This is a genomic window from Xanthomonas sp. XNM01 (assembly GCF_014851915.1).
Taxonomy (GTDB): domain Bacteria; phylum Pseudomonadota; class Gammaproteobacteria; order Xanthomonadales; family Xanthomonadaceae; genus Pseudoxanthomonas.
Genome location: NZ_JACVAP010000008.1, coordinates 102277 through 126444, shown reverse-complemented (window position 1 = coordinate 126444; position 24168 = coordinate 102277). Strand labels below are relative to the sequence as shown.

The following is a 24168-nucleotide window of genomic DNA, read 5'->3' as shown; positions in this document are numbered from 1 at the left end:
GCGCGAGAAGTACGTCAGCAGCAAGTAAGGCTTCGCGCCGGATCCCCGGCCACGTGCAGCGCACGCGGCGCGCGGCGGTCATGCGAGCCGGTGGCTCGCCAGCATGCCCGCCTTGCCCAGCGCGAGAAGTACGTCAGCAGCACGTAAGGCTTCGTGCCGGCTCAGTCGCCGGCGACCAGCTGGACCACGCCGTTGCCGACCACGCGGGCGTTCACGATGCGGCCGGTGCTGCGGTTGCGGACGGTGACCATCGCCGATGGCGCGCCGTCCTGCAGGGCGGTACCGGCGATGCTGACCTCGAAGCCGGGGCGGCCGGCGACGATGCGCACGCCCTGGCCGCGGCGCACGCCGTCCTCGGCGTACAGGAAGCGCTCCTGCAGCACCTGTCCCCTGCGCAGGCTGCGCCGGGTGCTGCGTCCGGCCGCCAGGTCCGGATCGGCCAGTGCGTCGGGAAACAGGGCCAGGTCGTGCTCGGCCACGCCCAGTGCGCCAGCCTCCAGCGCCCGGCCGGCCGGGACCTGCTCCTGCACCACCACCACCGGCGCCATCAGCGCGACGCGGACCACGTAAGCGGCCGGCGGCTGCCCGCTGCCGGCGCAGCGGAGTGCGACCCGCAGGCGGTCGGGCCGGCTGCCATCGGCCACCTCGGCCTCCGGCGTGGCGCAGGCCGGCGGCTGCCGGGCCGGCGCGACCACGGCCAGGTCGATCCGCGGCGAGGGCCGGCCCTGTTCGCGGAGCATCGCCTGCAGCCAGCTGCGGGCCGCCGCCTCGACCGCGGCCTGCGCCGGGTCGGGACCGGCGGACCGTGCCGGCGCTGCGCCCAGGGCGAGCCCCACGGACAGGCCGGCGGCGGCGAGGAAGCGCAGCTGGAACGAGGACTTCGGCATCGCCGGCGATTATCCGGCGCCGGCCACGGCGCGATCGCTCAAGGTGTTTTTAGATTTCGAGCCGTGGCGGCGGGCCTGCCTACCATGCGATCTCCGGCCGTGGCGATTGCGCGGCCTCCTGGGAATCGGCAAGCCATGGGACTGAATCTCGAGCAGGCGCTGGGCCTGCATCCTGCCGCGCTGAAGCTGCGTGGCGAACGCGCGCGCGTGCTGGCCTCCAACCTGGCCAACGAGAGCACGCCCGGCTACCAGGCGCGCGACCTGGACTTCCGTGCGCGCCTGCGCGAGGCGGAGTTCGGGTTCGAGTCGGCCGGTGCGATGCCGATGTTCGAGTCCGAAGGCACCCTGTACCGGGTTCCCAGCCGCGCCAGCACCGACGGCAACAGCGTCGAACTGGGCGTGGAACAGGCCGAATTCGCCCAGAACGCACTCGATTTCCAGACCAGCCTGACCTTCGTGAACATGAAGATCAAGGGCCTGGCCGGCGCGATCAGCGGGCAGGGGTAAGCGGACATGGCCTTCAAGCAGATCGCCGAGATCGCCGGCTCCGCGATGTCCGCGCAGACGGTGCGGATGAACACCATCGCCAGCAACCTGGCCAACGCCGGCACCTCGGGCACCGAGCAGAACGCCTACCAGGCGCGCAAGCCGGTGTTCGCGTCGGTGTTCAACGGCGTCGGCGCCCGCGTGCAGGTGGTCGACGTGATCGGCAGCCAGGACCCGCTGGAGCGCAAGTACGAGCCCGGCAACCCGCTGGCCGACGACCAGGGCATGGTCTTCTACTCCAACGTCAATCCGGTGGAGGAGATGGCCGACATGATGGCCGCCTCGCGCGCCTACTCGACCAATGTCGAGGTGCTGGTGCGGATCAACGGCATGCAGCAGCAGGTGCTGAAGATGGGTGAAGGCGCATGAGCACGGCGGTCCAGAACAATGCCGCGGCCGCCTTCCCGGGCACCGGCACCGATGCGGTCAAGAGCAACGGCGAGAAGGTCTCGGACCTGTTCCTGACCCTGCTGGTCGCGCAGATCCGCAACCAGGATCCGCTGGCGCCGATGGAGAGCAAGGACTTCGTCAACCAGTTCGCCTCGATGAGCCAGGTCGAGATGATGGAGAACCTGGCCAGCCTGACCAGCGCCTCGGCGGCGCTGCAGGAAAGCATGCTGGTGGTGAGCCTGGGCTCGCAGGTCGGCTCGGAGGTGATGGTCGCCACCGATTCGGTCGCGCTGGGCGGCGACGCCGTCCGCGGCGGCTTCGTGCTGGAGTCGGCGGTCGCCGACGCCACCGTGGTGCTCAAGGGCAGCGACGGGGTCGAGCACCGGATCGCGCTGGGCGCGCAGGACGCGGGCACGGTCGACTTCCGCATCGATCCGCAGGCGCTGGGCCTGAAGGCCGGGCGCTACAGCCTGCGCGTGGACACCGGCACCGACCAGGCCCCGCGCACCGAGATCCAGGGCCAGCTGCAGAGCGTGCGCCTGGATGCGAGCGGCGCGGTGGTGCTCGCGGTCTCCGGCGTCGGCAACGTCGGCACCGGCGAGATCTCGCGCTTCCTCGGCCGCTCCGGCGGCGTCCCGACCTTTTCCTCGAACGGAGTCTGACCGGCCATGGCCTTCAACATAGCGCTCAGCGGCCTCAACGCGGTCAACAGCCAGTTGAGCCAGATCAGCAACAACATCGCCAACAGCGGCACCTACGGCTTCAAGTCCGGCCGCGCCAACTTCGCCGCCGCCTACATGCAGGCCGAGGTCGGTGGCGTCTACGTCGGCTCGACCAGCCAGACCATGACCAAGAGCGGCAACGTGCTGCCGACCGGCCGCGGGCTGGACGCGGCGATCCAGGGCCGCGGCTTCTTCGTCTCGCGCGACACCAACGGCATGCTGGTGTACTCGCGCATGGGCATGTTCAACGTGGACAAGGAAGGCTACGTGGTCGATGCCTTCAGCCGCCGCGTGCAGGGCTACGGCACCGAGAACGGCGGCGTGATGGGCGACCTGAGCGTGCCCACCGAGGCGATGCTGGCCGAGGCCAGCACCAGCCTGCGCTACGCCGGCAACATGTCGGCCGACTGGACCACCCCGGCGCTGGCGTTCGACATGAACGAGCCGACCTCCTACAACGACCTGCAGGTCTCCAGCGTGTACGACTCGCTGGGCCGCCAGCACACGCTGACCCAGTACTTCGTCAAGGGCGCCACCACGGCGACCGGCAGCGACGTGGACGTGTACTACGCGCTGGACGGCGTGCTGGTCGGCGGCACCCCGGACCACACCCTGAACTTCGGGCTCGATGGCCGCCTGGGCGGCACCGGCGCGACCACGCTGAACCTGCCGGCGACGCTGGCCACGCTGGCCGGCGCCGAGGCGCTGGAGATCGACCTGACCTACACCGGCACCACCTACCAGGGCGGCCGCTTCACCACCACCACCAACCGTCCGGACGGCAACGCTCCCGGCACGGTGATCGACGTGGGCCTGGGCGAGGACGGCAGCATCCAGGTCCAGTACAGCAACGGCAGCCGGGTCAGCGCCGGCACCCTGACCCTGGCGGTGTTCCCGAACGAGCTGGCGCTCAACCCGGTCGACGGCACCGCCTGGCAGCCCAACTCCAGCACCGGCGAACCGATCTACGGCGCCGCCGGCGCCGGCCTGATCGGCGCGCTGGCGGTGGCGTCGCTGGAGAGCTCGAACGTGGACATGGCCACCGAGCTGGTCAACCTGATGACCGCCCAGCAGAACTACCAGGCCAACTCGAAGGTGCTCAGCACCGAGAGCGAGATGATGCGCACCCTGATGCAGTCGATCTGACGTCATGGATGCCTTCCTCTACACCGCGGTCAGCGGCGCCGACTACGCGCAGCGCGCGCTGGCGGTGCGCGCCAACAACCTGGCCAACGCGCAGACCTCCGGCTTCCGCGCCGACATGGCGATCGCCGAGCACCTGCAGGTGAACGGCTACGGCTACGACTCGCGCCACCAGGCCGGCGTCACCGGCACGGTGGTCGACCAGAGCCGCGGCCGGCTCAGCGAGACCGGCCGGCCGCTCGACGTGGCGGTGCAGGGCGACGGCTACTTCAGCGTGCAGGCCGAGGACGGCGTGGCCTATTCGCGCGCCGGCCATTTCGTGGTCGACGAGGAAGGCGCGCTGACCCTGGACGGGCGTGCGGTGCTCGGCGAGGGCGGCCCGATCGTGCTGCCGCCCTACGAGGCGCTGGACGTGGGCGCCGACGGCAGCATCTCGATCATGCCGCTGGGCGGCACCGAGATGCAGGTCGCCGACCGCCTGGCGCTGGTGCGGCCGGAGCCGGCCGACCTGGTCAAGCGTCCGGACGGCCTGCTCGGCTCGCGCACCGGCATCGGCTACGGCCTGGATCCGGACGTGCGCGTCGCGGCGGGCCATCTGGAAGGCAGCAACGTCTCGGCGATCGAGGAAATGATGCAGACCATGCAGCTCAGCCGCACCTTCGAGATGCAGATGCGCATGTTCCGCAACGCCGACGAGATGGCCGAGACCGGCAATCGCCTGATCCGCGGCTGATCGCGGCCACCACCCCACTTCCGAGAGCACTCCGATGAACCAGGCACTGTGGATCAGCAAGACCGGCCTGCAGGCGCAGGAAGCGCGGCTGCAGACCATTTCCAACAACCTCGCCAACGTCAACACGGTCGGCTTCAAGCGCGACCGGGCGATGTTCGAGGACCTGTTCTACCGGGTCGAGCAGCAGCCGGGCGCGCAGCTCAACGACGCCAACCTGTCCGGTGGCGTGCAGCTGGGCAACGGCACCCGCCTGGTCGGCACCCAGAAGGTGTTCACCACCGGCAACCTGCTGCCGTCCGGCGGCCAGCTGGACCTGGCCATCGTCGGCGACGGCTTCCTGCAGGTCGAGCTGCCGAACGGCGAGATCGGCTACACCCGCGCCGGCCAGCTGCGTCCGGACCAGGACGGCAACCTGACCACCGCGCAGGGCCTGCCGATCGTGCCGGCGATCACCATCCCGCAGAACGCCACCGAGGTCACCATCGGCGAGAACGGCGTGGTCACCGTGACCACCAGCGATTCGGTCAACGCGACCGAGGTCGGGCAGCTGCTGCTGGCCGGCTTCGTCAATCCGGGCGGGCTGCTGGCGGTCGGCGACAACCTGTACCGCGAGACCGTGGCCAGCGGCGCGCCGAGCGAAGGGCAGCCGGGCCTGGAAGGCCTGGGCAAGCTCAAGCAGTACGCGCTGGAAGGCTCGAACGTGCAGGCCGTCGAGGAGATGGTCGAGATGATCGCCGCGCAGCGCACCTACGAGATGAACACCAAGGTGCTGACCGCGGCCGACAACATGATGCAGCAGCTGGCCCAGGCGGCACGCTGATGTCCGCATCCGCCCGTCTGCTGGCGCTGGCGCTGCTCGCCACCTGCATGGCGGGCTGCACGACGATCCGTGGCGAGGTCGCGATGCCGCAGGTCGACGACATGCCGGAGCTGGCGTGGGAGCCGCAGCAGGGCCAGTCCGGCGGCGTGTTCGTGCCCGGTTCGGTGCGCGCGCTGACCTCGGACAGCCGCGCCTACCGCGCCGGCGACGTGCTGACCGTGGTGCTGCAGGAATCGACCCAGGCCAGCAACCGCAACAACAGCGCGATCAGCAAGGAATCGAGCTTGAGCATGGCGCCGGGACGGCTGCTGGGTTCGGAGGTGGACCTGGACACCGAACTCGGCCTGACCCGCGGCGCCACCGGCGCCGGCAGCAGCAGCCAGCAGAACATGCTGGTCGGCTCGGTCACGGTGATCGTGCAGCGGGTGCTGCCCAACGGCCTGCTCCAGGTCGGCGGCGAGAAGAGCCTGGGCCTGAACCAGGGCGTGGAGACCGTGCGCCTGCACGGCTACGTGCGGCCGGCCGACATCGGCTCGGACAACCGCGTGTCCTCGCAGCGCGTGGCCAACGCCCGCATCCAGTACTCCGGGCGCGGACCGGTCGCCAGCGCCAACCGCGCCGGCTGGCTGACCCGCTTCTTCAACAGCCCGCTGATGCCGTTCTGACATGCGCCCCGTGATTCCCGCCCCGCCCCACCTTCGCCACGCCGCGCTGCTGTGCCTGCTGGCGCTGCTGGCCGTGGCCGCACCGGCGACGGCGCAGCGCATCGGCAGCCTGGTCGACGTCGAAGGCGTGCGCGAGAACCAGCTGGTCGGCTACGGCATCGTGGTCGGCCTCAACGGCAGCGGCGACGGCACCCAGGCGCGCTACACCGGCCAGTCGATCCGCAACATGCTCGACCAGTACGGCGTGCGCATGCCCGACGGCCAGGCGCTGCGCGCGCGCAACACCGCCGCGGTGATGGTCAGCGCCAGCTTCCCGCCGGGCTACCGCAAGGGCCAGACCATCGACATCACCGTGTCCTCGATCGGCGATGCCAAGAGCCTGCGCGGCGGCACCCTGCTGCTGACCCCGCTGACCGGCGCCGACGGCCAGGTCTATGCGCTGGCCCAGGGCAACGTGGTCGTGCCCGGCCTGAGCGCGCAGGGCAACAGCGGCTCCAGCGTCACCATCAACACCCCGACCGCCGGCCGCATTCCCAACGGCGCCACGGTCGAGCAGGTGATCCCGTCGGATTTCAGCACCGCGCCGACGATCCGGCTCAACCTCAAGCGTCCCGACTTCCAGACCGCCACCAACATCACCGACGCGCTCAACCGCGAGCTCGGCGCCGATGCGGCCTACTCGCTGGATGCGACCGCCGTGGAGGTGACCGCGCCGGAGGATGCGCGCGCGCGGGTGGCCTTCGTCGCCCGGCTGAACGCGATCAGCGTCGACGCCGGCAGCGGCGTGCCGAAGGTGGTGTTCAACTCGCGCACCGGCACCGTGGTCATCAGCCAGGACGTGACGGTCAAACCGGTCGCGGTCTCGCATGGCGCGCTGCGGGTGACCATCGGCGAGGACTACGCGGTCAGCCAGCCCAACGCCTTCGGCGGCGGCCAGACCGCGGTCACGCCGCGCTCGGACGTGCAGGTGCAGGAGCCGGTGCCGCATGCGTTCCAGTGGCCGGCCGGCGCCAGCCTGCAGTCCATCGTCGACACGATCAACGCCATCGGCGCCACGCCGGACGACATGATGGCGATCCTGCAGGCCCTGTCCGAGGCCGGCGCCCTGTCCGGCGAACTGGTGGTGATCTGATGATGCCCGTGCCGCTGCCTGCCCTGCTGCCCTTCCCGTCCGCGCCCTCGTCCGCGCAGCCGGCGATCGCCCCGTCGGCCGACGGCGTCGACGCCTCGCTGCAGCAGGCCGCGGTGCAGTTCGAAGGCCTGTTCATCGCGCAGATGCTCAAGGCCATGCGCCAGGCCGCCGACGCCTTCGGCGACGGCAAGGGAGACGGCGAAGGCGCGGCGATGATGGACCACGCCTACTGGACGGTCGCCGACGGCATCGCCAGCCAGCGCGCGTTCGGCATCGCCGACGCGCTGATCGCCCAGATGGGCGCCGCCCCGACCGGGACCGGCGGACGCTGACGCGTCCCCGGCCCGCACCGCCACGGAGCCACACGATGAGCATCACCCACATCGGCCTGTCCGGCCTCATGGCCTCGCAGACCGGCCTGAACATGGCCTCGCGCAACACCGCCAACCTGCTGACCACCGGCTACACCCGCCAGGGCGTGCTGCTGTCGGCGCGGGTCGGCGGCGGGGTCGAGGTGAACGCGCTGCTGCGCTACGCGGATACCTACAAGAGCCAGCAGCTGTGGAGCACGCAGGCGCAGGAAGGCCGCTACGGCGCGACCGAGTCCTACTTCCGCCAGCTCGAGGAAGTGATGGGCTTGGGCGAGGGCTCGGTGAAGGGCGGCGTCGATGCGTTCTTCGCGACCCTGGACGAGGTCAGCACCGAGCCGACCTCGGTGCCGCTGCGGCAGCAGGTGATCTCGGCGGCCGACAACCTGGTCAAGCGCTTCGACAGCCTGCGCCAGACCCTGTTCGGCCAGCTCGAGGCGACCCGCCAGCAGGCCTTCACCATCGTCGACCAGGCCAACACCCTGGCCGACACCATTGCCCGCCTCAACGAGCGCATCGGCGAGGCCGCCGCCACCGGTGGCGCGCCCTCGGAGCTGCTCGACCAGCGCGACCGCGCGATCGGCGAGCTGGCGACCCTGGTCGGCGTGCGCGTGGTCCACCATCCGGACGGCATGGTCGACGTCAGCCTGGAGAACGGCCCGCCGCTGGTCGCCGGCAAGCTGGCCGGCAGGATGCAGGCCGTCACCGCGGCCAACGGCACCTTCTCGCTCGGCATGACCCTGGGCGGCTCGCAGTTCGGCCTGGTCGGCGAACGCATGGGCGGCTCGCTCGGCGGCCTGTACGGCTACGCCAACGACGTGCTGGTGACCCAGCTAGATTCCACCCACGCGCTCGCCTCGGAACTGGCGACCCGGATCAACGCCAGCCTGACCGCCGGCTACGGCACCGACGGCCTGCCCGGCAGCGGCCTGTTCGTGATCGACGCGGCCAGCGGCCGGATCTCGCTGGACCCGGCCGCCACCCAGGCCCGGCTCGGCTTCTCCTCCAGCGCCACCGAACCGGGCAACAGCGACAACCTGGCCGCGATCATCGACGTGCGCACCCAGACCTTCGCCCTGCCCGGCCTGGGCACGGTTTCGATCGGCGACGCCTACACGATGATGGTCGGCAAGCTCGGTTCGGACAGCAAGAGCAGCCAGGCCTCGCTGGAGACCGCCGCGACCCTGCGCGAGCAGGCGCACCTGAGCCTGCTGTCGATCAGCGGCGTCAACAGCGAGGAGGAGGTGATCCGCATCTCCGAACTGCTGCAGGCCTACCAGGCCAACATGAAGGTCATCTCGGTGGCCAACGAGCTCTTCGACACCACGCTCAACGCGCTGTAAGGAACCCCCATGCGCATCGCCAACGGACACTTCAGCACCACCATCCAGGGCACTCTGGGCAAGGGCAACCTGCAGCTCGGCGAGCTGATGACCCGGATGTCGCGCGGCGAACGCCTGCTGCGGCCCTCGGACGACCCGATCGCCAGCGTGCGCCTGCGCATGCTCGAGCGCGACGCGGTGATGCTCAAGCAGTACCGCAGCAACATCAGCGCGCTGGGCATCCGCCTGCAGCAGAACGAGACCCAGCTCGACGGCATGCTCGATTCGGTGATGTCGGCCAAGGACCTGGTGCTGTGGGCGCTGGACGGTTCCAACACGCCGGAGGACCTCAATGCGATGTCCTCCAGCATGCGCACCCTGCGCGACACCCTGCTGACCTCGGCCAACGCCAGGAACTCGGAAGGCCATTACCTGTTCTCCGGCACCGCGACCTCGACCGCGCCGATCGCCTACGACCCGGCCCAGCCGGCCGGTGCGCGCTACAGCTTCGCCGGCAACACCAGCCAGCAGCAGGTGGTGGTCGGCAACGGCATCACCCAGGCCGGCAACGTCAGCGTCGACAACGTCGCCGAAGTGCTGAACCAGATGGACGCGGCGCTGGCGCTGATGGAGGACCCCACGGTCAACGTCAACGATCCGGCCGTGCGCGCGACCCTGGCCGCGGCCGAGCGTGCGCTCGACGACGGCATCGGTTCACTGAGTTCGCGCATCGCCCAGCTCGGCGGCGCCCAGAACACGCTGCGCGTGCTCGACGACAGCCACGCCTCGGCCCAGGTCAGCAACGGCGAGGCGCTGCAGCGCGTCGGCGGGCTCGACGTGGTCGAGACCTACGACCAGCTGACCCGGCACACGGTCGCGATCCAGGCCACCTACAAGGTCTACGGCCAGATCATGCAGCTGAACCCGTTCCAGCTGCTGTGAGGCGCACATGAGCGTGCGCCTGCTGCCGGCAGGCATCGAGCGGCAGACGGTGTCGCGCTCCGATGCGGTCGCCGCGCCGCCGGTGGTCGCCGGCAGTGCGCCGCCGCCGCGTGCGCCGGAACGGCGCCAGGAAGGCGACGCTTCCTGGTTCACCGGTTTCGCCGCGCGCCAGTCCCGGCTCAACCAGCACACCACCGCCGCGCAGCGCGCGCTGGCCTTCCTGGAGGCGCTGCAGCCGCGCCTGCGCGACCTCGGCCGCCGCCTCGGCGCCGACCCGGGCGGCGCCGGCGTGCCGCCGGCACTGGGCGAGAGCCTGGAGCAGGTGCGCGCGCTGTGGGCGCAGCGGCACGCGATCAGCGGCGGCACCCTCGATGGCGAGCTGGGGTTCTTCCCCGGCGGCGATGCCCGCCAGGCGTTCCGGCTGCGCGGCCTGGACCGGGCCGCGCTGGCGCTGGCCGAGGGCGAAACGCTGACTTTCTACCCGCGCGGCATGGGCCGTCCGGCCCGGACCCTGTACCTGGCCGCCGACGGCGACCTGCCCTCGCGCGTGGCGCGGCTGGAACAGAGCCTGGCACCGGCCGGGATCCGGGTCCGGCTCGATGCAGACGGCGAGCCGACGCTGTCGATCCTGGAATCGGCCTGGGACGGCCTGCGCGAGCAGCTGCTGGTGCAGGGCGGCGGGCGCCGCTTTCCCAGCGGCTGGCCGACCCGGGTCGCCGCCGAGCCGGTGCCGGGCCGCATCGCGCCGGCGCAGTGGCAGGTGGAGGACACCGACGGCCGCCGCCAGACCTTCCGCCAGACCAGCGCCACGCTGACCGTGGTCGAACAGGCGCGCACCGACCTGACGCGGATGCTGGCCGAGAGCGCGTCCACCGTCTACGCCGAGCACCGCCGGCCGGGCCGCGCGACCCTGGGCGCGGCCGCGCATGCCTTCGCCGCGGCGCTGGCCGAGGACTCCGGCTACCGGCGGCTGTCGACCGCGGGCGCGTGCCTGCGCGGGCTCAACCGGCAGCGCGTGGGGTCGGTGCTGGACCACTGAGCGACGCGCACGGGCGCATGCCGCCCGTCAGGATGGAAGACCGGTCGCGGTCTGCACGGCGGGCGCATGCGGCCCGATCGTCGTCCCCCTCCCGGTTGCCGGATCTTCCCGCGCGCGCCGCACAGTCCGCTCAGCCGCGCGGCAGCACGATCCGCAGCTCGCTGCCATGGCCCAGGCGGCTGCTCATCGACACCTCGCCGCCGTGGCGCTCGACCACGCTGCGGACGAAGGCCAGCCCCAGGCCGACGCCGCCGGCGCCCTCCTGGTGCCCGCACAGCTGCACGAACGGGTCGAACAGATGCGGCAGGTCGGCCTCGGCGATGCCATGGCCCTGGTCGGCGACGCGCACTTCCAGCGTCGCCTCGTCGAGCGCGCGGACCCGGGTCAGCACCCGCGTCTGCCGCGGCGAGTACTTGATCGCGTTGTCGATGACGTTGACCAGCACCCGCACCAGCATCGCCGCATCGCCGGAAATCCAAGTGTTCTCGGCGTCGCTGAGCGGGCCGACCAGCTCGATCGCGCGCTGCTCGGCGGCGATCCACATCTGGTCGATCGCCTCGGCGGCCACGTCGGCCAGGCACACCGGTGAGAACTGGGTGCGGTTGAGCTGCTCGGCGCGCGACAGCTGCAGGAAATCGCGCGACAGGCGCAGCGAGTAGTCGGCCTGGCGGCGCAGTTCGTCGAGGAAGGACAGGTCGATGCCGGTCGGCACCACCGGGCGTTCGCTGATCCGTTCCGAGTGCTCCTCGATCAGCGCCAGCATCGTGGTCAGCGGGCTGCGCAGGTCGTGCGCGATGTGGCGCAGCGCGACCTTGTCGCAGCCGCAGCCGTTGGCCTCCAGATCGACCAGACAGAGCAGGCTGTGCGGCAGCTGCGTGGTCGTCGCCGGCAGCGCATAGGGCAGGTGCAGCGGCAGCCAGCGGCGGCCATCGATGCGCACCCCTACCCCGCCCTGCGGATCGTCCTGCTCCAGTCCGGCCAGGAAGGTCTCCAGTCCGCCCGCGTCGGCCGGCATGCCGGCGGCGGTGGCCAGGCGGCGGCCACGCTGGTTGTGCAGCACCACCCGGCCATCGGCATCGAGCAGGAACACCGGATACGGCACCCGCTCGAGCATCGCCGCCTGCAGCAGCGCGCGGTCGCGGCTGCGCCGTCGGCGATGACGCAGGCCGGCCGCGCCGGCACCGGCGGCGGCACTGCCGACCGCGAGCGCGCCGAGGGTCAGCCAGGCCGGCAGCGTGCCCGCCGCGGCCAGGGCCGCGGCCTGCGCCTCACTCGCCAGCAGCAGGCCGAGGCCGGCCAGCACCATGAGTGCAGCGCCCGGCACGAACGCATGGCGACGCCCGCCGCCTGCCGGCGTGTCCCGGCCGATCGGCACCGCCATCAGCTGACGCGCAGGGCCAGGTGACCGGGATGGCCGGCGCCGGCCTCGCGGCCGCGCTGGCGCGCGCCGGGCAGCTGTTCGAGCCGGTAGCCGTGGTTGTAGACGGTCGAGACGATCATGCCGTTCTTGGCCCGCAGCTCCAGGCTGCTGCGCAGCTTGCTGACGTAGGTGGCCAGGGTGGCGTCGTACTTGCGCTCGACCTCGCCCCAGATGCAGCCGATCAGCTCGTCCTTGCTGACGATCCGGCCGAGGTTGCGGAACAGGTGCTGGGCCAGGGCGAACTCGCGCGACGGCAGGTGCACCAGGCGGCTGGCCGCACCGGCATCGACGCGCACGCTGCGCGCGTTCGGGTCCAGCGTGTAGGCGCCGACGGTGAGCACGTCGCCGCGCAGCTTCTCGGGAAAGTACTTGCGCGCCTGCGCGCGGATCCGCGCGATCAGCTCACGCTCGCCGGCCGGCTTGATCAGGTAATCGTCCGCGCCGCTCTCCAGGCCCTCGACGATGCTGTCCTCGGTGTCGTGCTGGGTCAGCATGATCACCGGCAGGGTGTCGGCGTGCCGCTCGCGGGCCCAGCGCAGCACGTCGATGCCGCTCCTGCCGGGCACTTCCCAGTCCAGCAGCAGCATGTCGACCTGCTCGGTCTCCAGCAGCTTGATGAAACTGTTGCCGTCGTGGCGCACCACGCTCTTGTAACCGGCCCGGTCCAACCAGCTCGCGACCGACATGGCCTGCCGGATCGTGTCTTCCAGAATCGCGACGCGCATCTTGGGTGAAATCCTGTTCAGTGGAGGTCGATGCGGGGGCGCGACCGCAGCGTCTTCGTCCGGTCCAGTGGACGGGAGAAACCGGTGCGGCCGACGAGCGACCTCGGTCCGACGGATGCACGAGTCGTGCCGGACCCTCCGCGTCCAGGCACGTCCCCTTCGTCCTCCCGGCGAAGGGCTCCACGAAGCGTGATTGGCTTCATGGAAACAATGCGAACTCCATCAAACTTATGGTCCTGCTCGATCTACATTCCGAAAGTCGTTGATCGGAAAGCAGATTCCTCATCGCCCTCACTGATCGTCAGGCGGCGGATTTTCTTGAGGACGGCGCTGCCGTTCTGTGCGCGCACGCACATCCCGACGGTCGTCGGGTCGGACAACCGTCGCTTCGGCAGGACATGCAGCATCGGCGAGGCGCGCGCGCGCGCCGCATTGCGCCGGATCAATGGCGCGCTCCGGCAGGATGCACACGCAGGCCGGTCAGCCGAGCGCGCCGACCAGGCTCACTTCCTTGCCTTCGGGGATCTCGTTGTAGGACAGCACGCTCAGCCCCGGCGCGAACAGCCGCGCGTAGCGCGCGAGGATCGGCCGCAGGCGCGGGATCACCAGCAGCACCGGCGGCAGGCCCTGCTGCTTCATCTGCTCGCGCGTGGCCGGCATGTTCAGCTGCAGCTGGGTCAGCACGTTGGGATCGATCGGATAGTTGTCCAGCGGCAGCCGCCCGCCCGAACTCTCGGCGCTGCTCAATGCGCCCAGCAGCAGGCTTTCCAGTTCGCTGCCCAGACCGAAGCCCTGGATCTGGCGCTTCTGTCCGACCAGGTCGGTGACGATCTGCCGGCGCAGCGCGCAGCGCACCTCGGCCGCCAGCAGGATCGGATCCTTGGTGGTCTCGGCCGCCTCGATCAGTGCCGACGCGATGGTCTGGATGTCCTTGAGCGAGACGTGCTCGACCAGCAGCAGGGTGAACACCCGGCGCAGCTGACCATGGGTCAGCGCCTTGCCCAGCGCCTCGGCCAGCACCGGCGCCAGCGCGGTCAGCCGCTCCAGCATCGCGGCCACGTCGTCATAGCTGAAGAGCTCGTGGATGCTCTCGCGCACCACCTTCGACAGATGGGTGGCGATCACCGTCGAGCAGTCGACCACCTGGTAGCCGAGGCCGAGCGCATGCGCGCGGCGGTCCGGGTCGATCCAGGTGACCTGCATCTCGTAGGCCGGATCGACGTCGGGGATGCCGTCGAGCTGGCCGTACACGTTCGGCGAAGGAATCGCCATCAGCTGGCTGGCATGGACCTGGCCCTGCGCCACCACCGCGCCGCCGAGCAGGATCGCGTACTGCGCCGGAGGCTGCGACAGGTCGCTGCGCGCGCCGATCTGCGGCACCAGGAAGCCGAGCTGCTCCGACAGGCTCTGGCGCATGCCGCGGATGCGCTTGGTCAGCGGCGCGCCCTGCCCTTCGTCGACCAGGCCGATCAGCTTGTAGCCCAGCGCCACCGCCAGCGGCTCGACGTACGGGATCGCGCTCCAGTCCAGGGTGCCGGGCGGCGGGGTCAGCAGCGCGGCCTCGGCCTCGCGCACGTTCTCGGCCACCGCCTCGGCCGGCTGGTGCTGCTGCAGGCGCCAGCCGACGTAGCCGATCAACCCGGCGAAGGCCAGGAAGATGAAGGCCGGCATGCCCGGCAGCATCGCCAGCAGGAACAGCAGGCCGGCCGCGCCGTACATCACGTTCGGCGAGGCCAGCAGCTGCTGGCTGACCTGCTGTTCGAAATCGCCGGTGGCGCTGATCCGGGTGACGATGATCGCCGCCGCCGCCGACAGCAGCAGCGCCGGGATCTGCGCGACCAGGCCGTCGCCGATGGTCAGCAGGCCGTACTGGCGGAACGCGTCGCCGAGGCTCATGTCGTTCATCGCCACGCCGATCAGCAGGCCGCCGACCATGTTGACGATCAGCACCAGGATGCCGGCGATGGCATCGCCACGCACGAACTTGGACGCACCGTCCATCGCGCCGTAGAAGTCGGCCTCCGCCGCGACCTCCGAGCGCCGCTGCTGCGCCTGTTCCTGGGTCAGCAGGCCGGCGTTGAGATCGGCGTCGATCGCCATCTGCTTGCCGGGCAGGGCATCGAGGGTGAAGCGCGCCGACACCTCGGAGATGCGCTCGGCGCCCTTGGTGACGACCACGAAGTTGATGATCATCAGGATGACGAACACCACCAGGCCGACCACGAAGTTGCTGCCGATCACCACGTGGCCGAACGACTCGATCACCCGGCCGGCGACGTCGGTGCCCTCGTGGCCGTGCAGCAGCACCACGCGGGTCGAGGCGACGCTGAGCATCAGCCGCATCAGCGTCGCGCCGAGGATGATGGTCGGGAACGCCGAGAACTCCAGCGGCCTGCGCACCGTCACGCTGACCAGGATCACCACGATCGCCAGCGCGATGTTGAACACGAACAGCGTATCGAGCACCGCCGGCGGCAGCGGCAGGATCAGCATGCCCAGCAACAGCAGCACGCCGACGGGCGCGGCCAGCTTCAACCGGCGGAGCGGGGCGAGGAAGGCGGTGAACTGGCTCATGCCGGCTCCGGATCGGTCAGTGCGGCGGGAATGTCGAAGTGCGCGGGCAGCTGCGGCCTGGCGCGGCGTTCGCCGCGGCGGAACGCCTTGATCTGCAGGACGTAGATCAGCACCTGCGCGACCGCGTCGTAGAGCGCGGCGGGAATCTGCTGGTTGACCTGGCTGGTGTGGTAGACCGCCCGCGCCAGTGGCGGCAGGGTCAGGATCTCCACGCCGTGCTGCTCGGCGACCTGGCGCATGAACAGCGCGGTCTCGTCCACGCCCTTGGCCAGCACGAACGGCGCCTGCGCGCGCGACTCGTCGTACTTGAGCGCGACCGCGTAGTGGGTCGGGTTGACCACCACCACGTCGGCACCGGGCACGCTGCGGCGGATGCCGCTGTGGGCCATCGCGCGGCGCAGCTGGCGCATGCGCTGCTTGACCTCGGGCCGGCCCTCGCTGGTCTTGTGCTCGTCCTTGATGTCGCGCTTGCTCATGCGCTGCTCGCGCATGAACAGCAGCCGCTGCACCGGCACGTCGATCAGCGCGAACACGATCAGCACCGCGCACAGCCACAGCACGGTGTCGGTCAGCAGGCGCGAGCCGTGCAGCAGCGCCACTTCCAGCGGCGCGCCCTGCAGCTGCGCGAAATGGGCCAGGTTGCGGCGCGACAGCCACCACAGCACCGCGATCACCGACAGCGCCTTGAGGATCATGATCCCGGTCTGCGCGTAGTGCCGCGGCGAGACGAATTTCTTGAGGTTGGTGATCGGGTTGACGCGGCTGAACTTGGGGATCAGCTGGTGGCTGGACAGCAGCAGGCCGCCGGGAAACAGCGAGGCCACCGCGATGCAGAACGGCACCGCCGCCAGCGGCAGCAGCATCTTGGCGATCAGCACCAGGGTCGAGGGGAACAGCTGCGAGGTCGCCGAATCCAGGCTGCCCATGCCGCCGTGATCGGCCATGCCGAGCGCGAACAGCCGGCGGAAGTCCTCCAGCCACCACGGCAGCATCCACAGGGTCAGCTTGAGGCAGACCAGGATGCCCACCGCGGTGCCGATGTCGCGCGAACGCGGCACGTGGCCTTCCTGGCGCGCCTTGCGCAGTTTCTGTGCGGTCGGCTGTTCGGTCTTGTCGCCGGTCTGCGACCCGCTCACGGCGTCACCGGCGGCGCGGGCGCCAGGCTGTCGAGCAGCCCGACCACGTGGGTGAGCATGCGCATGAAGTGGTCGGGCAGGGACGGCACCAGCAGCGAGACCAGCAGCAGGCCGAACATGATCGTGATCGAGAAGCCCAGCGCGAACAGGTTCAGCGGCGGCGCGACCCGGTTGAGCATGCCCGCGCCCAGCTGCACCGCCAGCGCGGCGAAGGCCAGCGGCAGCGCCAGCATCAGCGCGGCGGCGAAGATCCAGCCCACGCCGAGCGCGAGCCGCAGCAGCGCGGCGGCGTCGAACCAGAAGCTGCCGACCGGCCAGACATGGAAGCTGCGCGCCAGCACCTGGGTCAGCACCAGATGCCCGCCGGAGGAGAAGAACAGCAGCACGAACACCACGTACATCAGCGCCGAGATCGCGTCGCTGGAGGTGCCGTTCATCGGGTCGTTGAGGGCCGCCATCGACAGGCCCATCTGCGAGGAGGCCAGCGCGCCGAACAGCAGCATCACCGACAGCACCAGATGGAACACCAGGCCGATCAGGCCGCCGAGCAGGACCTGCTCGAACACGGTCATCACGCCCAGCAGCGAGAACGGACTGATCGCCGGCAGGTCGGGCAGGGCCGGCTGCACCGCCACCGCCAGGATCAGCGCGACCAGCAGCCGCGCGCGCAGCGGCATCATCATCTCGCCCAGCACCGGCGCGCTGGCCAGGGTGGCGGCGATCCGCACGAACGGCCACAGCAGCCCCAGGTACAGCGTCTGCAGTTCGCGCAGGACCGCTTCCATGCCTGCCTCAGCCCACGAGCTGGGCGGCGCGCTGGAACAGCTGGACCGTGTATTCCATCAGCTTGCCGACCAGCCAGTTGCCGGCGAAGCCGATGATCAGCAGCGTGGCGATCAGGCGCGGCAGGAAGCTCATGGTCTGCTCGTTGATCTGGGTCGCGGCCTGGATCAGGCTCACGACCACGCCGACCACCAGGCTGGGGGTGATCAGCACCACCACCAGCAGGATGATCAGGCGCAGCGCCTCGACGGCCAGCTGGGCGACGATGTCGGGAGTCATGTGCGCGTCCCTAGAAGCCCTGGATGCTGGTCACCAGCGTGTTGACGGTCAGCGACCAGCCGTCGACCAGCACGAACAGCAGCAGCTTGAGCGGCAGCGAGATGACCAGCGGCGACAGCATCATCATGCCCATCGCCATCAGCACCGAGGCGACCACGATGTCGATCACCAGGAACGGGATGAACAGCATGCAGCCGATCTGGAACGCGGTCTTGAGTTCGCTGAGCACGAACGAGGCCAGCTTGACCGTGAACGAGTAGTCCTGCGGCGCCAGGTCGGCCGGTTCGCCGGAGATGCGCGCGATGTGGGCCAGGGTCGCCTTGTCGGTCTGCGCCAGCATGAAGCGCGACAGCGGGTCGTCGGCGCGGCGCAGGGCCTCCTGCATCGTGATCTGGTCCTGGTCGTACGGCATCAGCGCGTTGTCCCAGATCTGCTGCCCGACCGGCTTCATCACCAGCAGGGTCAGGACCAGGGCGACGCCGGTGATGACCCGCTGCGGCAGGCCCTGCTGCAGGCCCAGCGCCTGCTTGAGCAGCGACAGCACGATCACGTAGCGCAGGAAGCTGGTCATCGTCATCAGCAGCGCGGGCAGCAGCCCGAGCAGCGTCATCAGGACCAGGATCTGGGTCTTGACGGTGAAGCCTTCCTCGATCGAGCCGGACACCAGCGGCGCGGTGACCGCGGCCAGCGCCGATCCCGGCAGCGCCACGCCGCACAGCAGCGCCGGCAGCAGCCAGCGGGCGCCGGCGGCGCGTGGCGGGCGGGCCGCCGTGTTCATGGGGTCAGCGCGCCGAGGTCGTCGAGCTCGACGATCTTCAGGCCGTAGTTCTCGCCGGACACCACCACCTCGGCGCGTCCGATCGGCGTGCCGTTGACCTTGATCGACAGCGGTTCGCCGGCGAGCCGGTCCAGCTCGACCACCGAGCCGTGCTCCAGCGCGATCAGCTCCGACAGCGGCAGGGTGGCGGCGCCGACTTCCAGGGTCAGCTTGACCGGAATCCGGCGCAGCAGCTGCAGCGGTTCGCGGCGGGCCTGGCCGGCCTCGGCGTCGGCGCCCGGCTGGCCGGTGAGGGCCCCCAGCAGGGCATCGGGATCGAAGTCGCGGTTGCTCATGGCTTACTCGGCAGGCTCGAAGAAGGTCAGGCACAGCAGTCCGCCCTGTTCGGCGATGCTGGCCCGGTACAGGCGCACGCCCTCGACCAGCACCTCGGCGCTGGTCACGGGCCGGATCGGCAGCACGTCGCCGACGCGCAGCCGCAGCAGGTCCTCGAAGGCCAGGTCGCGGCTGGCGATCTGCGCCTCGATCCGCACCGGCAGCCGGCGCTGCAGCGGCACGCGCGCATCGGCCGAGGGCGGCGAGGGCGCGCGTTGCGGGACCACGCAGTCGAACAGGCGGGTCAGCCAGGCCTCGTCCAGCGCGAATTCGATGCTGCCCGACAGGCCCAACGTCTGTTCGCGCAGTTCGATGCGCACGATGCGGTGCCCGGCGCGCGGCAACGCGACCGGATCGGCGGCGAAGCGCCCGGCCGCGCCGCTGGCGCACAGCGACAGCGCGTCGAGGAACTGCAGGTGGAGGGCGCTGGCGAAGCGGTGTTCGGTCTCGGTCTCGGGCACCTCGTCGGCGTGTCCGGATCCGGCCCGCGTGGCCTCGCCGTAATGGAAGTCGAGCATCGCCAGCAGCAGCGGGCGGTCGATCCGCACCGCGACCGCGCCGGTGTCGTCGCGGTAGCCGCGCCAGACCGCACCTTCGCCGGTGCCGGCCAGGAAGGCGGCGACATGCGCCGCGCCGGGCTGGAAGGCGGCATCGCAGCGGCGGTTGAAGCGCTGCTGCAACAGCCGGTCCAGGTGCGCGACCAGGCGCCGCAGATAGTCGTCCAGCAGATGGAACGGCCGCCCCAGCGTGCACGGGTCCAGCGGTGCGATGCGACGCTGTGCGGTGCCGGGTTGTGGACGCGGTCGGGCCATGGGCAGCGCGGACGCCGGAGGCAGCTCAGGAGGCTGCATTGTGGTGGCGGCGATTTGGGCCCGGGGCGATTCTCAACGCAATCCAAAGACGCGAACGGACCGCGCGGCCGGGGCCACGCAGTCCGTTACAGCGATGGATCGCGCCCCGCCCGGGCATGCACCGGGCGGAGGCGACGCTGTCTGTTACTGCAGCAGCGACAGGACCATCTGGCTCATCTGCGACGACTGGCGCAGCATCGAGGTGCTGGCCTGCATCAGGATGTTCTTCGAGGTCATGTTCGCCGTTTCCGACGCATAGTCCACGTCCGTGATGCGGCCGCGCGCATCGGTCGTGTTGGTGCTCATGTTCTGCAGGTTGTTGAAGGTGTGGGTCAGGCGGTTCTGCGCCGCACCCAGCTGCGAACGGACTTCACCGACGTCGTCCAGCGCATCGCTCAGGGTGGTGATCAGGGCGTTGGCGGCGGTCTGGGTGCTGATCGCGCCCGATGCGCCGATCGAGCCGGTGCTGGCGATCGAGCCGCTGATGGTGCCCAGCGCGGTCGAGATGTCCACTTCCATGGTCTCGGCGGCGGTCGCGCCGATCTGGAAGGTCACCGTACCCGAACCCAGCTTGCCGTCCGCCGCCAGCAGCTTCTCGCCACCGTAGGTGGTGTTGCTGAAGATGTTGTTCAGTTCCTTGACCAGGTCGTCGTACTCGCTCTGCTGGGCGGTACGGTCCTTGTCGGTGGCCGAGCCGTCGGCGGACTGGGTGGCCAGGTCCTTCATGCGCAGCAGGATGTTGGTGAACTCGTTGAACGCGCCTTCGGCGTTCTGCATCAGCGAGATGCCGTTCTGGGTGTTCTGCGCGGCGACGCTCATGCCGCGGGTCTGGGCCAGCAGGCGGGTCGCGATCTGCAGACCGGCCGCGTCGTCCTTGGCCGAGTTGATCTTGTAGCCGGTGCCCAGGCGGGTCATCGACGTGTTCAGGGCGACGCGGTTGCTGGCCAGGTTGTTCTGGATGCTCAGCGAGGCGGCATTGGTATGCAGGCTCAGACTCATGGCGAGGTGTCCTTGGAAGTCTTTGGAAACAGGGGATTTGGGCGTGGACGCCATCGCCCACATCACTGCAAGGCGACCGGCCGGAGCGACCGATTAAGGCGTCGGCGGCTTTTTATCGGCGGACATCCGAATCTGTGCCTGCGGTCACATCCGCGCGCGGCGGACGCGCTGACATCACGCGGACGCGGCACGGAGGCATGCAGCTCGCGTGGACGGAACCGCCGTGCGGATCAGGGGATGGACAGGCGCTGGACCTGGCGCGCGACCTGTTCGAGCTTGTGCGCGTAGCCCGGATCGGTGGCGTAACCGCCATCGACCAGGCCGCGGGCGAAGCTGCGCACGTCGCCGCCGGCATCGCGCGCGCCGGCGTAGCGCGGCAGCTGCAGCAGCTGCGCGTAGTCGTCGAACGCGCTGCCGTAATCGCTGTAGGCGCGGAAGCGCTGGACCATGCGCAGCGCGGCGCCGCCCAGGTGCTCGGTGGTCATCGCGTCGGCGCTGGCCCCGTCCCAGCTGCTGCCGGCCTTGATCCCGAACAGGTTGTGCGTGGACGCGCCGTCGCCGGTCCTGACCGGCTGCCGGCCCCAGCCCGATTCGAGCGCGGCATGCGCGGCGATCAGGTCGCTGGACACGCCGAGCCGGCGCGCGGCGCGTTCTGCCCACGGTGCGATCTGCGCCAGGAAGCTCCGGCGCTCGTCCTCGCCGGCCGGCGTGCCGACGGCGGCGGTGGCCGCCGGAGCGGGCGCGGCGGGCGGCGTCCACGCCGGCACCGACATCGCCCTGGAGGCGGCCGGGAAACCATGGAGGATCGTGTCGGCGACCTCGCCGCGCAGCTGCGCGTAGACGCCGGAAAAGCCCTGGCCGCCCATCCGCGCCGGGCTCACCGGCGCCGCGGGCGTCGCCGGCATGGTCGTGATGCCTGGACGCTCAGCCCGGAGCATAGGTATGGGTTTCGCCGTGCAGCACCTGGTGCATGCCCTCGAACTGCGAGGCCAGCAGGTTGCCGTTGCGCACGGTCAGCGCCTTGCACTGGACGGCGAGCTGGCGCAGTTCGCGGCAGCGGGCCTCCAGCTGCGCGTGCTGGCTGGCATCGAGCTGCGGCGATACCGAGGCGTCGTTGCCGCGCCGGCAGATCAGCGCGACCACGTCGAGCAGGCGCGGATGCCGCGCGCTGCCGTTGGCGTCGAGTGCGCGCACCTCGCGGGCGATCGCGTCGCTGATCCGGACCATGGCCGAGGTGTCGAGCCGGGTCGCGACCAGATACTGCTCCTCGAGCATCCCGGCCAGGCCGCGGTAGATCGCCAGCTCCCGGTCGAGCTCCTCGAACACACGGGACAGGGTCGCGCTCTGTGCCACCGGGTCAGTCCTGCTTGCCGTGGTGCCGCAGGATGCTGGCGGCCAGCACGTCGGCATCGAAGCGGATGCGGCCGGCCTGCACCGCCTTCTTGATCTCGCTGACGCGGCTGTCGAAATCCGAACCGGCCTTCAGCGCGGCCTCGGCAGCGCGGACGATGTCGGCATCGTCGTGCGGCTGCGGCTCGCCCGCGGCCACCGGCACCCACCGTTCGACCGCGGCAACGGCCTTGTCGACGGACGCGGGCCGGCTGCTGGCGGCCGGCTGGACGGGTGGCGGGAAGACGATCTTCATGGCGGCTACCTTACGCGGGTTCGGTGGGGGGGAGGCCAAAAGCTGAATGAAATCTCCTGCGATGCCTGTCCTAGACGACCGGCCGGGGCAGGGACTTAAACGCCTCCCTACGGGGTCGCGTCCTGCGCCTCCGCCGGTGCGGTCCCGGGCATCCGCCCGACCGCCTGGACGCCGTCGATCAGCGGGGTCGGGTTGTCCGGCACGCCGAACATCTGCCGGATCGCCCGGGCCCTGGCCGGGCCCAGGATCATGAATTCGATCCGGCGGTTGACCGCCGCATCCGGGTCGTCCGGGGTCAGCGGCGCGTTGTCGGCCATGCCCACGCTCTGCAGGATCGCTCCGGACGGCATGCCGCCATCGAGCAGCAGGGTCCGGGCCGACAGCGCCCGTTCGCTGGACAGGTGCCAGTTGGAACGGGTGCCGATCGCGGAGCGGTAGGGCACCGCGTCGGTATGGCCGACCACCAGGATCGGATTGCCGACCCCGGCGAACAGCGTGCCCAGCCGCCGCAGCAGGTCGCGGAAGCGCTCGGTGGGGATCGCGCTGCCGAGCCGGAACACGCCGCGCCGCTCGGTGTCGTGCAGCATCACCCGCAGGCCGGCGTCGGTGACCTCCAGGCCCAGGTTCTCCTCCAGGCCGGCCTCCTCGCCCAGCTGGCGCAGCCGCTCGGCCAGCTCTTCCAGGTCCTCGCGGGTCTCGTAGACGCGGGTGGCCTCCGGCGGCACGTGCAGGCTCTCGATGTGTCCGCCCTGGCCGTCGAGCAGGCCGGTGCTGCCCTCGAACATGGTGCTGCGGCCCATGTCGCGCACCGCCTCGTCCTCGCGCGCGTTGAGCAGCCACAGCACCAGGAACAGGCACATCAGGGCCAGGCAGAAGTCGGCGAACGCCACCTTCCAGCTGCCGCCGTGGTCGTCGTCGTGCGCATGGCTGCGGCCACGCTTGACGATGGTCTCGTGGTGGCCGCCCTTGCCGCCGCGGCCCTTGCCGGCAGACGCGGCGTCGTCGGCGCTCACGCCACCGCCTCATCCAGCTGGTTGATCCAGGTTTCGAGCTGGGCAAAGCTGGGCTTGCTGTTCAGCGGCACCAGCCGGCGCCCGGCATCGAGCGCCAGCAGCGGCGGCTTGCCGGCCGCATAGGCCACCAGCACCACCTTGATGCACTCCAGTTCGGCGACCTCGCTCTTGACCACCTGCGCGATCACGTTGCTGATCGGGTCGAGCACGCCGTAGCAGAGGAACACGCCGAGGAAGGTGCCGATCATCGCCGCGGCGACCTTGGCCGCGATCTCGCCCGAACTGGCGCCTTCGGCGACGATGCTCATCGCCATCACCACGCCCAGCACCGCGGCCACGATGCCGAAGCCGGGCATCGCCTCGCCGATCTTGCGCAGCGACTTGGACGGCTGCTCCAGGTCGCGGTGGATCGATTCCAGCTCCTGTTCCAGCACGCCCTCCAGCTCGTGGGCGGTGATCTTGCCCAGCGCCATCAGGCGGAAGTTGTCGACGATGAAGGGCAGCAGCCGCGACGATTCCAGGATCAGCGGATAGCGCTGGAAGATCGAGCTCTGCGCCGGCGATTCGACGTGCTCGTCCAGCGCCTTCAGGTCCCGGCCCAGCTGCAGCAGTTCGTACATCACCAGCAGCAGCTGGCGCTCCATCTCGTGCTCGGTGCCGGGCTTGGAGCGCACGAACACCTTGCGCACCTGGGCCAGCAGCTCGATCAGCACGTGGCGCGGATTGCCGACCACCAGCGCGCCCGCGGCCGCACCGACGATGATCAGCAGCTCCACCGGCTGCCACAGCAGGTCGAAGGTGCCGCCCATGATGAGGAAGCCGCCGAACACGCAGCCGAGGACGATGAGGATGCCGAACAACTGTTGCATGGTGGATGCTTC

Annotated in this window: 29 protein-coding genes; 12 read left to right on the top strand and 17 right to left on the bottom strand. The window is 70.4% G+C overall.

The window, feature by feature from the left end:
* Positions 1 to 161 precede the first annotated feature (161 nt).
* Entirely contained in the window at positions 162 to 887 is a 726-nt protein-coding gene (gene flgA, locus IB242_RS19960) for a flagellar basal body P-ring formation chaperone FlgA (protein ID WP_192283631.1), read from the bottom strand.
* 135 nt (positions 888 to 1022) lie between these two features.
* On the opposite strand from flgA, the gene flgB reads away from it, so the two are divergent.
* Genes flgB through IB242_RS19900 form a run of 12 tightly spaced genes read left to right on the top strand, consistent with a single transcriptional unit; the run spans position 1023 to position 10709 of the window.
* Positions 1023 to 1394 carry a flagellar basal body rod protein FlgB gene (gene flgB / locus IB242_RS19955; RefSeq protein ID WP_192283630.1) on the top strand — a complete coding sequence of 124 codons (372 nt, stop codon included), beginning with the start codon at positions 1023 to 1025 and terminating at the stop codon, positions 1392 to 1394.
* Positions 1395 to 1400: 6 nt separating this feature from the next.
* Entirely contained in the window at positions 1401 to 1802 is a 402-nt protein-coding gene (gene flgC, locus IB242_RS19950; RefSeq protein WP_192283629.1) for a flagellar basal body rod protein FlgC, read from the top strand.
* Positions 1799 to 2485 (top strand): flagellar hook capping FlgD N-terminal domain-containing protein, encoded by a 687-nt coding sequence (locus IB242_RS19945; protein WP_192283628.1) that lies wholly within the window; start codon positions 1799 to 1801, stop codon positions 2483 to 2485. Before flgC ends, IB242_RS19945 begins: the two co-directional genes overlap by 4 nt.
* 6 nt (positions 2486 to 2491) lie before the next feature.
* On the top strand, positions 2492 to 3691 hold the full coding sequence (locus IB242_RS19940; RefSeq protein ID WP_192283625.1) for a flagellar hook-basal body complex protein: 1200 nt from the start codon (positions 2492 to 2494) through the stop codon (positions 3689 to 3691).
* Between the two features lie 4 nt (positions 3692 to 3695).
* Entirely contained in the window at positions 3696 to 4421 is a 726-nt protein-coding gene (gene flgF, locus IB242_RS19935) for a flagellar basal body rod protein FlgF (RefSeq protein ID WP_192283623.1), read from the top strand.
* 34 nt (positions 4422 to 4455) lie between these two features.
* Positions 4456 to 5241 carry a flagellar basal-body rod protein FlgG gene (flgG, locus tag IB242_RS19930; RefSeq protein ID WP_192283621.1) on the top strand — a complete coding sequence of 262 codons (786 nt, stop codon included), beginning with the start codon at positions 4456 to 4458 and terminating at the stop codon, positions 5239 to 5241.
* Complete coding sequence (gene flgH / locus IB242_RS19925; protein WP_192283619.1) at positions 5241 to 5906, top strand: flagellar basal body L-ring protein FlgH; 666 nt, start codon at positions 5241 to 5243, stop codon at positions 5904 to 5906. Before flgG ends, flgH begins: the two co-directional genes overlap by 1 nt.
* A gap of 1 nt (position 5907) precedes the next feature.
* On the top strand, positions 5908 to 7038 hold the full coding sequence (locus IB242_RS19920) for a flagellar basal body P-ring protein FlgI (protein WP_192283617.1): 1131 nt from the start codon (positions 5908 to 5910) through the stop codon (positions 7036 to 7038).
* A gap of 8 nt (positions 7039 to 7046) precedes the next feature.
* Complete coding sequence (locus tag IB242_RS19915; protein ID WP_192283615.1) at positions 7047 to 7370, top strand: flagellar biosynthesis protein FlgI; 324 nt, start codon at positions 7047 to 7049, stop codon at positions 7368 to 7370.
* A 35-nt stretch (positions 7371 to 7405) separates the two neighbouring features.
* On the top strand, positions 7406 to 8749 hold the full coding sequence (gene flgK / locus IB242_RS19910) for a flagellar hook-associated protein FlgK (protein WP_192283613.1): 1344 nt from the start codon (positions 7406 to 7408) through the stop codon (positions 8747 to 8749).
* A 9-nt stretch (positions 8750 to 8758) separates the two neighbouring features.
* Positions 8759 to 9670 carry a flagellar hook-associated protein 3 gene (locus IB242_RS19905; RefSeq protein ID WP_192283611.1) on the top strand — a complete coding sequence of 304 codons (912 nt, stop codon included), beginning with the start codon at positions 8759 to 8761 and terminating at the stop codon, positions 9668 to 9670.
* Positions 9671 to 9677: 7 nt separating this feature from the next.
* Complete coding sequence (locus IB242_RS19900) at positions 9678 to 10709, top strand: hypothetical protein (RefSeq protein WP_192283609.1); 1032 nt, start codon at positions 9678 to 9680, stop codon at positions 10707 to 10709.
* A gap of 130 nt (positions 10710 to 10839) precedes the next feature.
* Here IB242_RS19900 and IB242_RS19895 read toward each other — a convergent pair whose 3' ends face one another.
* The 16 genes from IB242_RS19895 to motA all read right to left on the bottom strand — a co-directional run bounded on the left by IB242_RS19895 (position 10840) and on the right by motA (position 24156).
* Positions 10840 to 12090: a HAMP domain-containing sensor histidine kinase gene (locus IB242_RS19895; RefSeq protein WP_192283607.1), complete on the bottom strand. Its 1251-nt coding sequence runs from the start codon at positions 12088 to 12090 to the stop codon at positions 10840 to 10842.
* Complete coding sequence (locus IB242_RS19890) at positions 12090 to 12854, bottom strand: response regulator transcription factor (protein WP_192283605.1); 765 nt, start codon at positions 12852 to 12854, stop codon at positions 12090 to 12092. The genes IB242_RS19895 and IB242_RS19890 overlap by 1 nt, the downstream gene beginning before the upstream one ends.
* Positions 12855 to 13099: 245 nt before the next feature.
* Complete coding sequence (locus IB242_RS19885) at positions 13100 to 13300, bottom strand: hypothetical protein (RefSeq protein WP_192283604.1); 201 nt, start codon at positions 13298 to 13300, stop codon at positions 13100 to 13102.
* Positions 13301 to 13334: 34 nt separating this feature from the next.
* Entirely contained in the window at positions 13335 to 15428 is a 2094-nt protein-coding gene (locus IB242_RS19880; RefSeq protein ID WP_192283602.1) for a flagellar biosynthesis protein FlhA, read from the bottom strand.
* Entirely contained in the window at positions 15425 to 16564 is a 1140-nt protein-coding gene (locus IB242_RS19875; RefSeq protein WP_192283600.1) for a flagellar type III secretion system protein FlhB, read from the bottom strand. Before IB242_RS19875 ends, IB242_RS19880 begins: the two co-directional genes overlap by 4 nt.
* Positions 16561 to 17349: a flagellar biosynthetic protein FliR gene (fliR, locus tag IB242_RS19870; protein ID WP_192283598.1), complete on the bottom strand. Its 789-nt coding sequence runs from the start codon at positions 17347 to 17349 to the stop codon at positions 16561 to 16563. The genes IB242_RS19875 and fliR overlap by 4 nt, the downstream gene beginning before the upstream one ends.
* Positions 17350 to 17356: 7 nt before the next feature.
* Positions 17357 to 17626 (bottom strand): flagellar biosynthesis protein FliQ, encoded by a 270-nt coding sequence (gene fliQ, locus IB242_RS19865; RefSeq protein WP_192283596.1) that lies wholly within the window; start codon positions 17624 to 17626, stop codon positions 17357 to 17359.
* Between the two features lie 10 nt (positions 17627 to 17636).
* Positions 17637 to 18404, bottom strand: coding sequence for a flagellar type III secretion system pore protein FliP (fliP, locus tag IB242_RS19860; RefSeq protein WP_192283594.1), 768 nt, complete (start codon positions 18402 to 18404; stop codon positions 17637 to 17639).
* Positions 18401 to 18739, bottom strand: a complete 339-nt coding sequence (gene fliN, locus IB242_RS19855; RefSeq protein WP_192283592.1) for a flagellar motor switch protein FliN — start codon at positions 18737 to 18739, stop codon at positions 18401 to 18403. Before fliN ends, fliP begins: the two co-directional genes overlap by 4 nt.
* Positions 18740 to 18742: 3 nt before the next feature.
* Positions 18743 to 19591 carry a FliM/FliN family flagellar motor C-terminal domain-containing protein gene (locus IB242_RS19850; protein ID WP_192283590.1) on the bottom strand — a complete coding sequence of 283 codons (849 nt, stop codon included), beginning with the start codon at positions 19589 to 19591 and terminating at the stop codon, positions 18743 to 18745.
* A gap of 183 nt (positions 19592 to 19774) precedes the next feature.
* A complete protein-coding gene (locus tag IB242_RS19845; protein WP_192283588.1) occupies positions 19775 to 20629 on the bottom strand; it encodes a flagellin in 855 nt (284 codons plus the stop codon).
* Positions 20630 to 20859: 230 nt separating this feature from the next.
* Positions 20860 to 21534 carry a glucosaminidase domain-containing protein gene (locus IB242_RS19840; RefSeq protein ID WP_225540887.1) on the bottom strand — a complete coding sequence of 225 codons (675 nt, stop codon included), beginning with the start codon at positions 21532 to 21534 and terminating at the stop codon, positions 20860 to 20862.
* Between the two features lie 19 nt (positions 21535 to 21553).
* A complete protein-coding gene (gene flgN / locus IB242_RS19835) occupies positions 21554 to 21982 on the bottom strand; it encodes a flagellar export chaperone FlgN (protein WP_192283584.1) in 429 nt (142 codons plus the stop codon).
* A gap of 4 nt (positions 21983 to 21986) precedes the next feature.
* Positions 21987 to 22274 carry a flagellar biosynthesis anti-sigma factor FlgM gene (locus tag IB242_RS19830; protein WP_192283582.1) on the bottom strand — a complete coding sequence of 96 codons (288 nt, stop codon included), beginning with the start codon at positions 22272 to 22274 and terminating at the stop codon, positions 21987 to 21989.
* Between the two features lie 107 nt (positions 22275 to 22381).
* Positions 22382 to 23287: a flagellar motor protein MotB gene (locus IB242_RS20880; RefSeq protein WP_192283581.1), complete on the bottom strand. Its 906-nt coding sequence runs from the start codon at positions 23285 to 23287 to the stop codon at positions 22382 to 22384.
* A complete protein-coding gene (gene motA / locus IB242_RS19820) occupies positions 23284 to 24156 on the bottom strand; it encodes a flagellar motor stator protein MotA (RefSeq protein WP_192283579.1) in 873 nt (290 codons plus the stop codon). The genes IB242_RS20880 and motA overlap by 4 nt, the downstream gene beginning before the upstream one ends.
* Between the last annotated feature and the right edge of the window lie 12 nt (positions 24157 to 24168).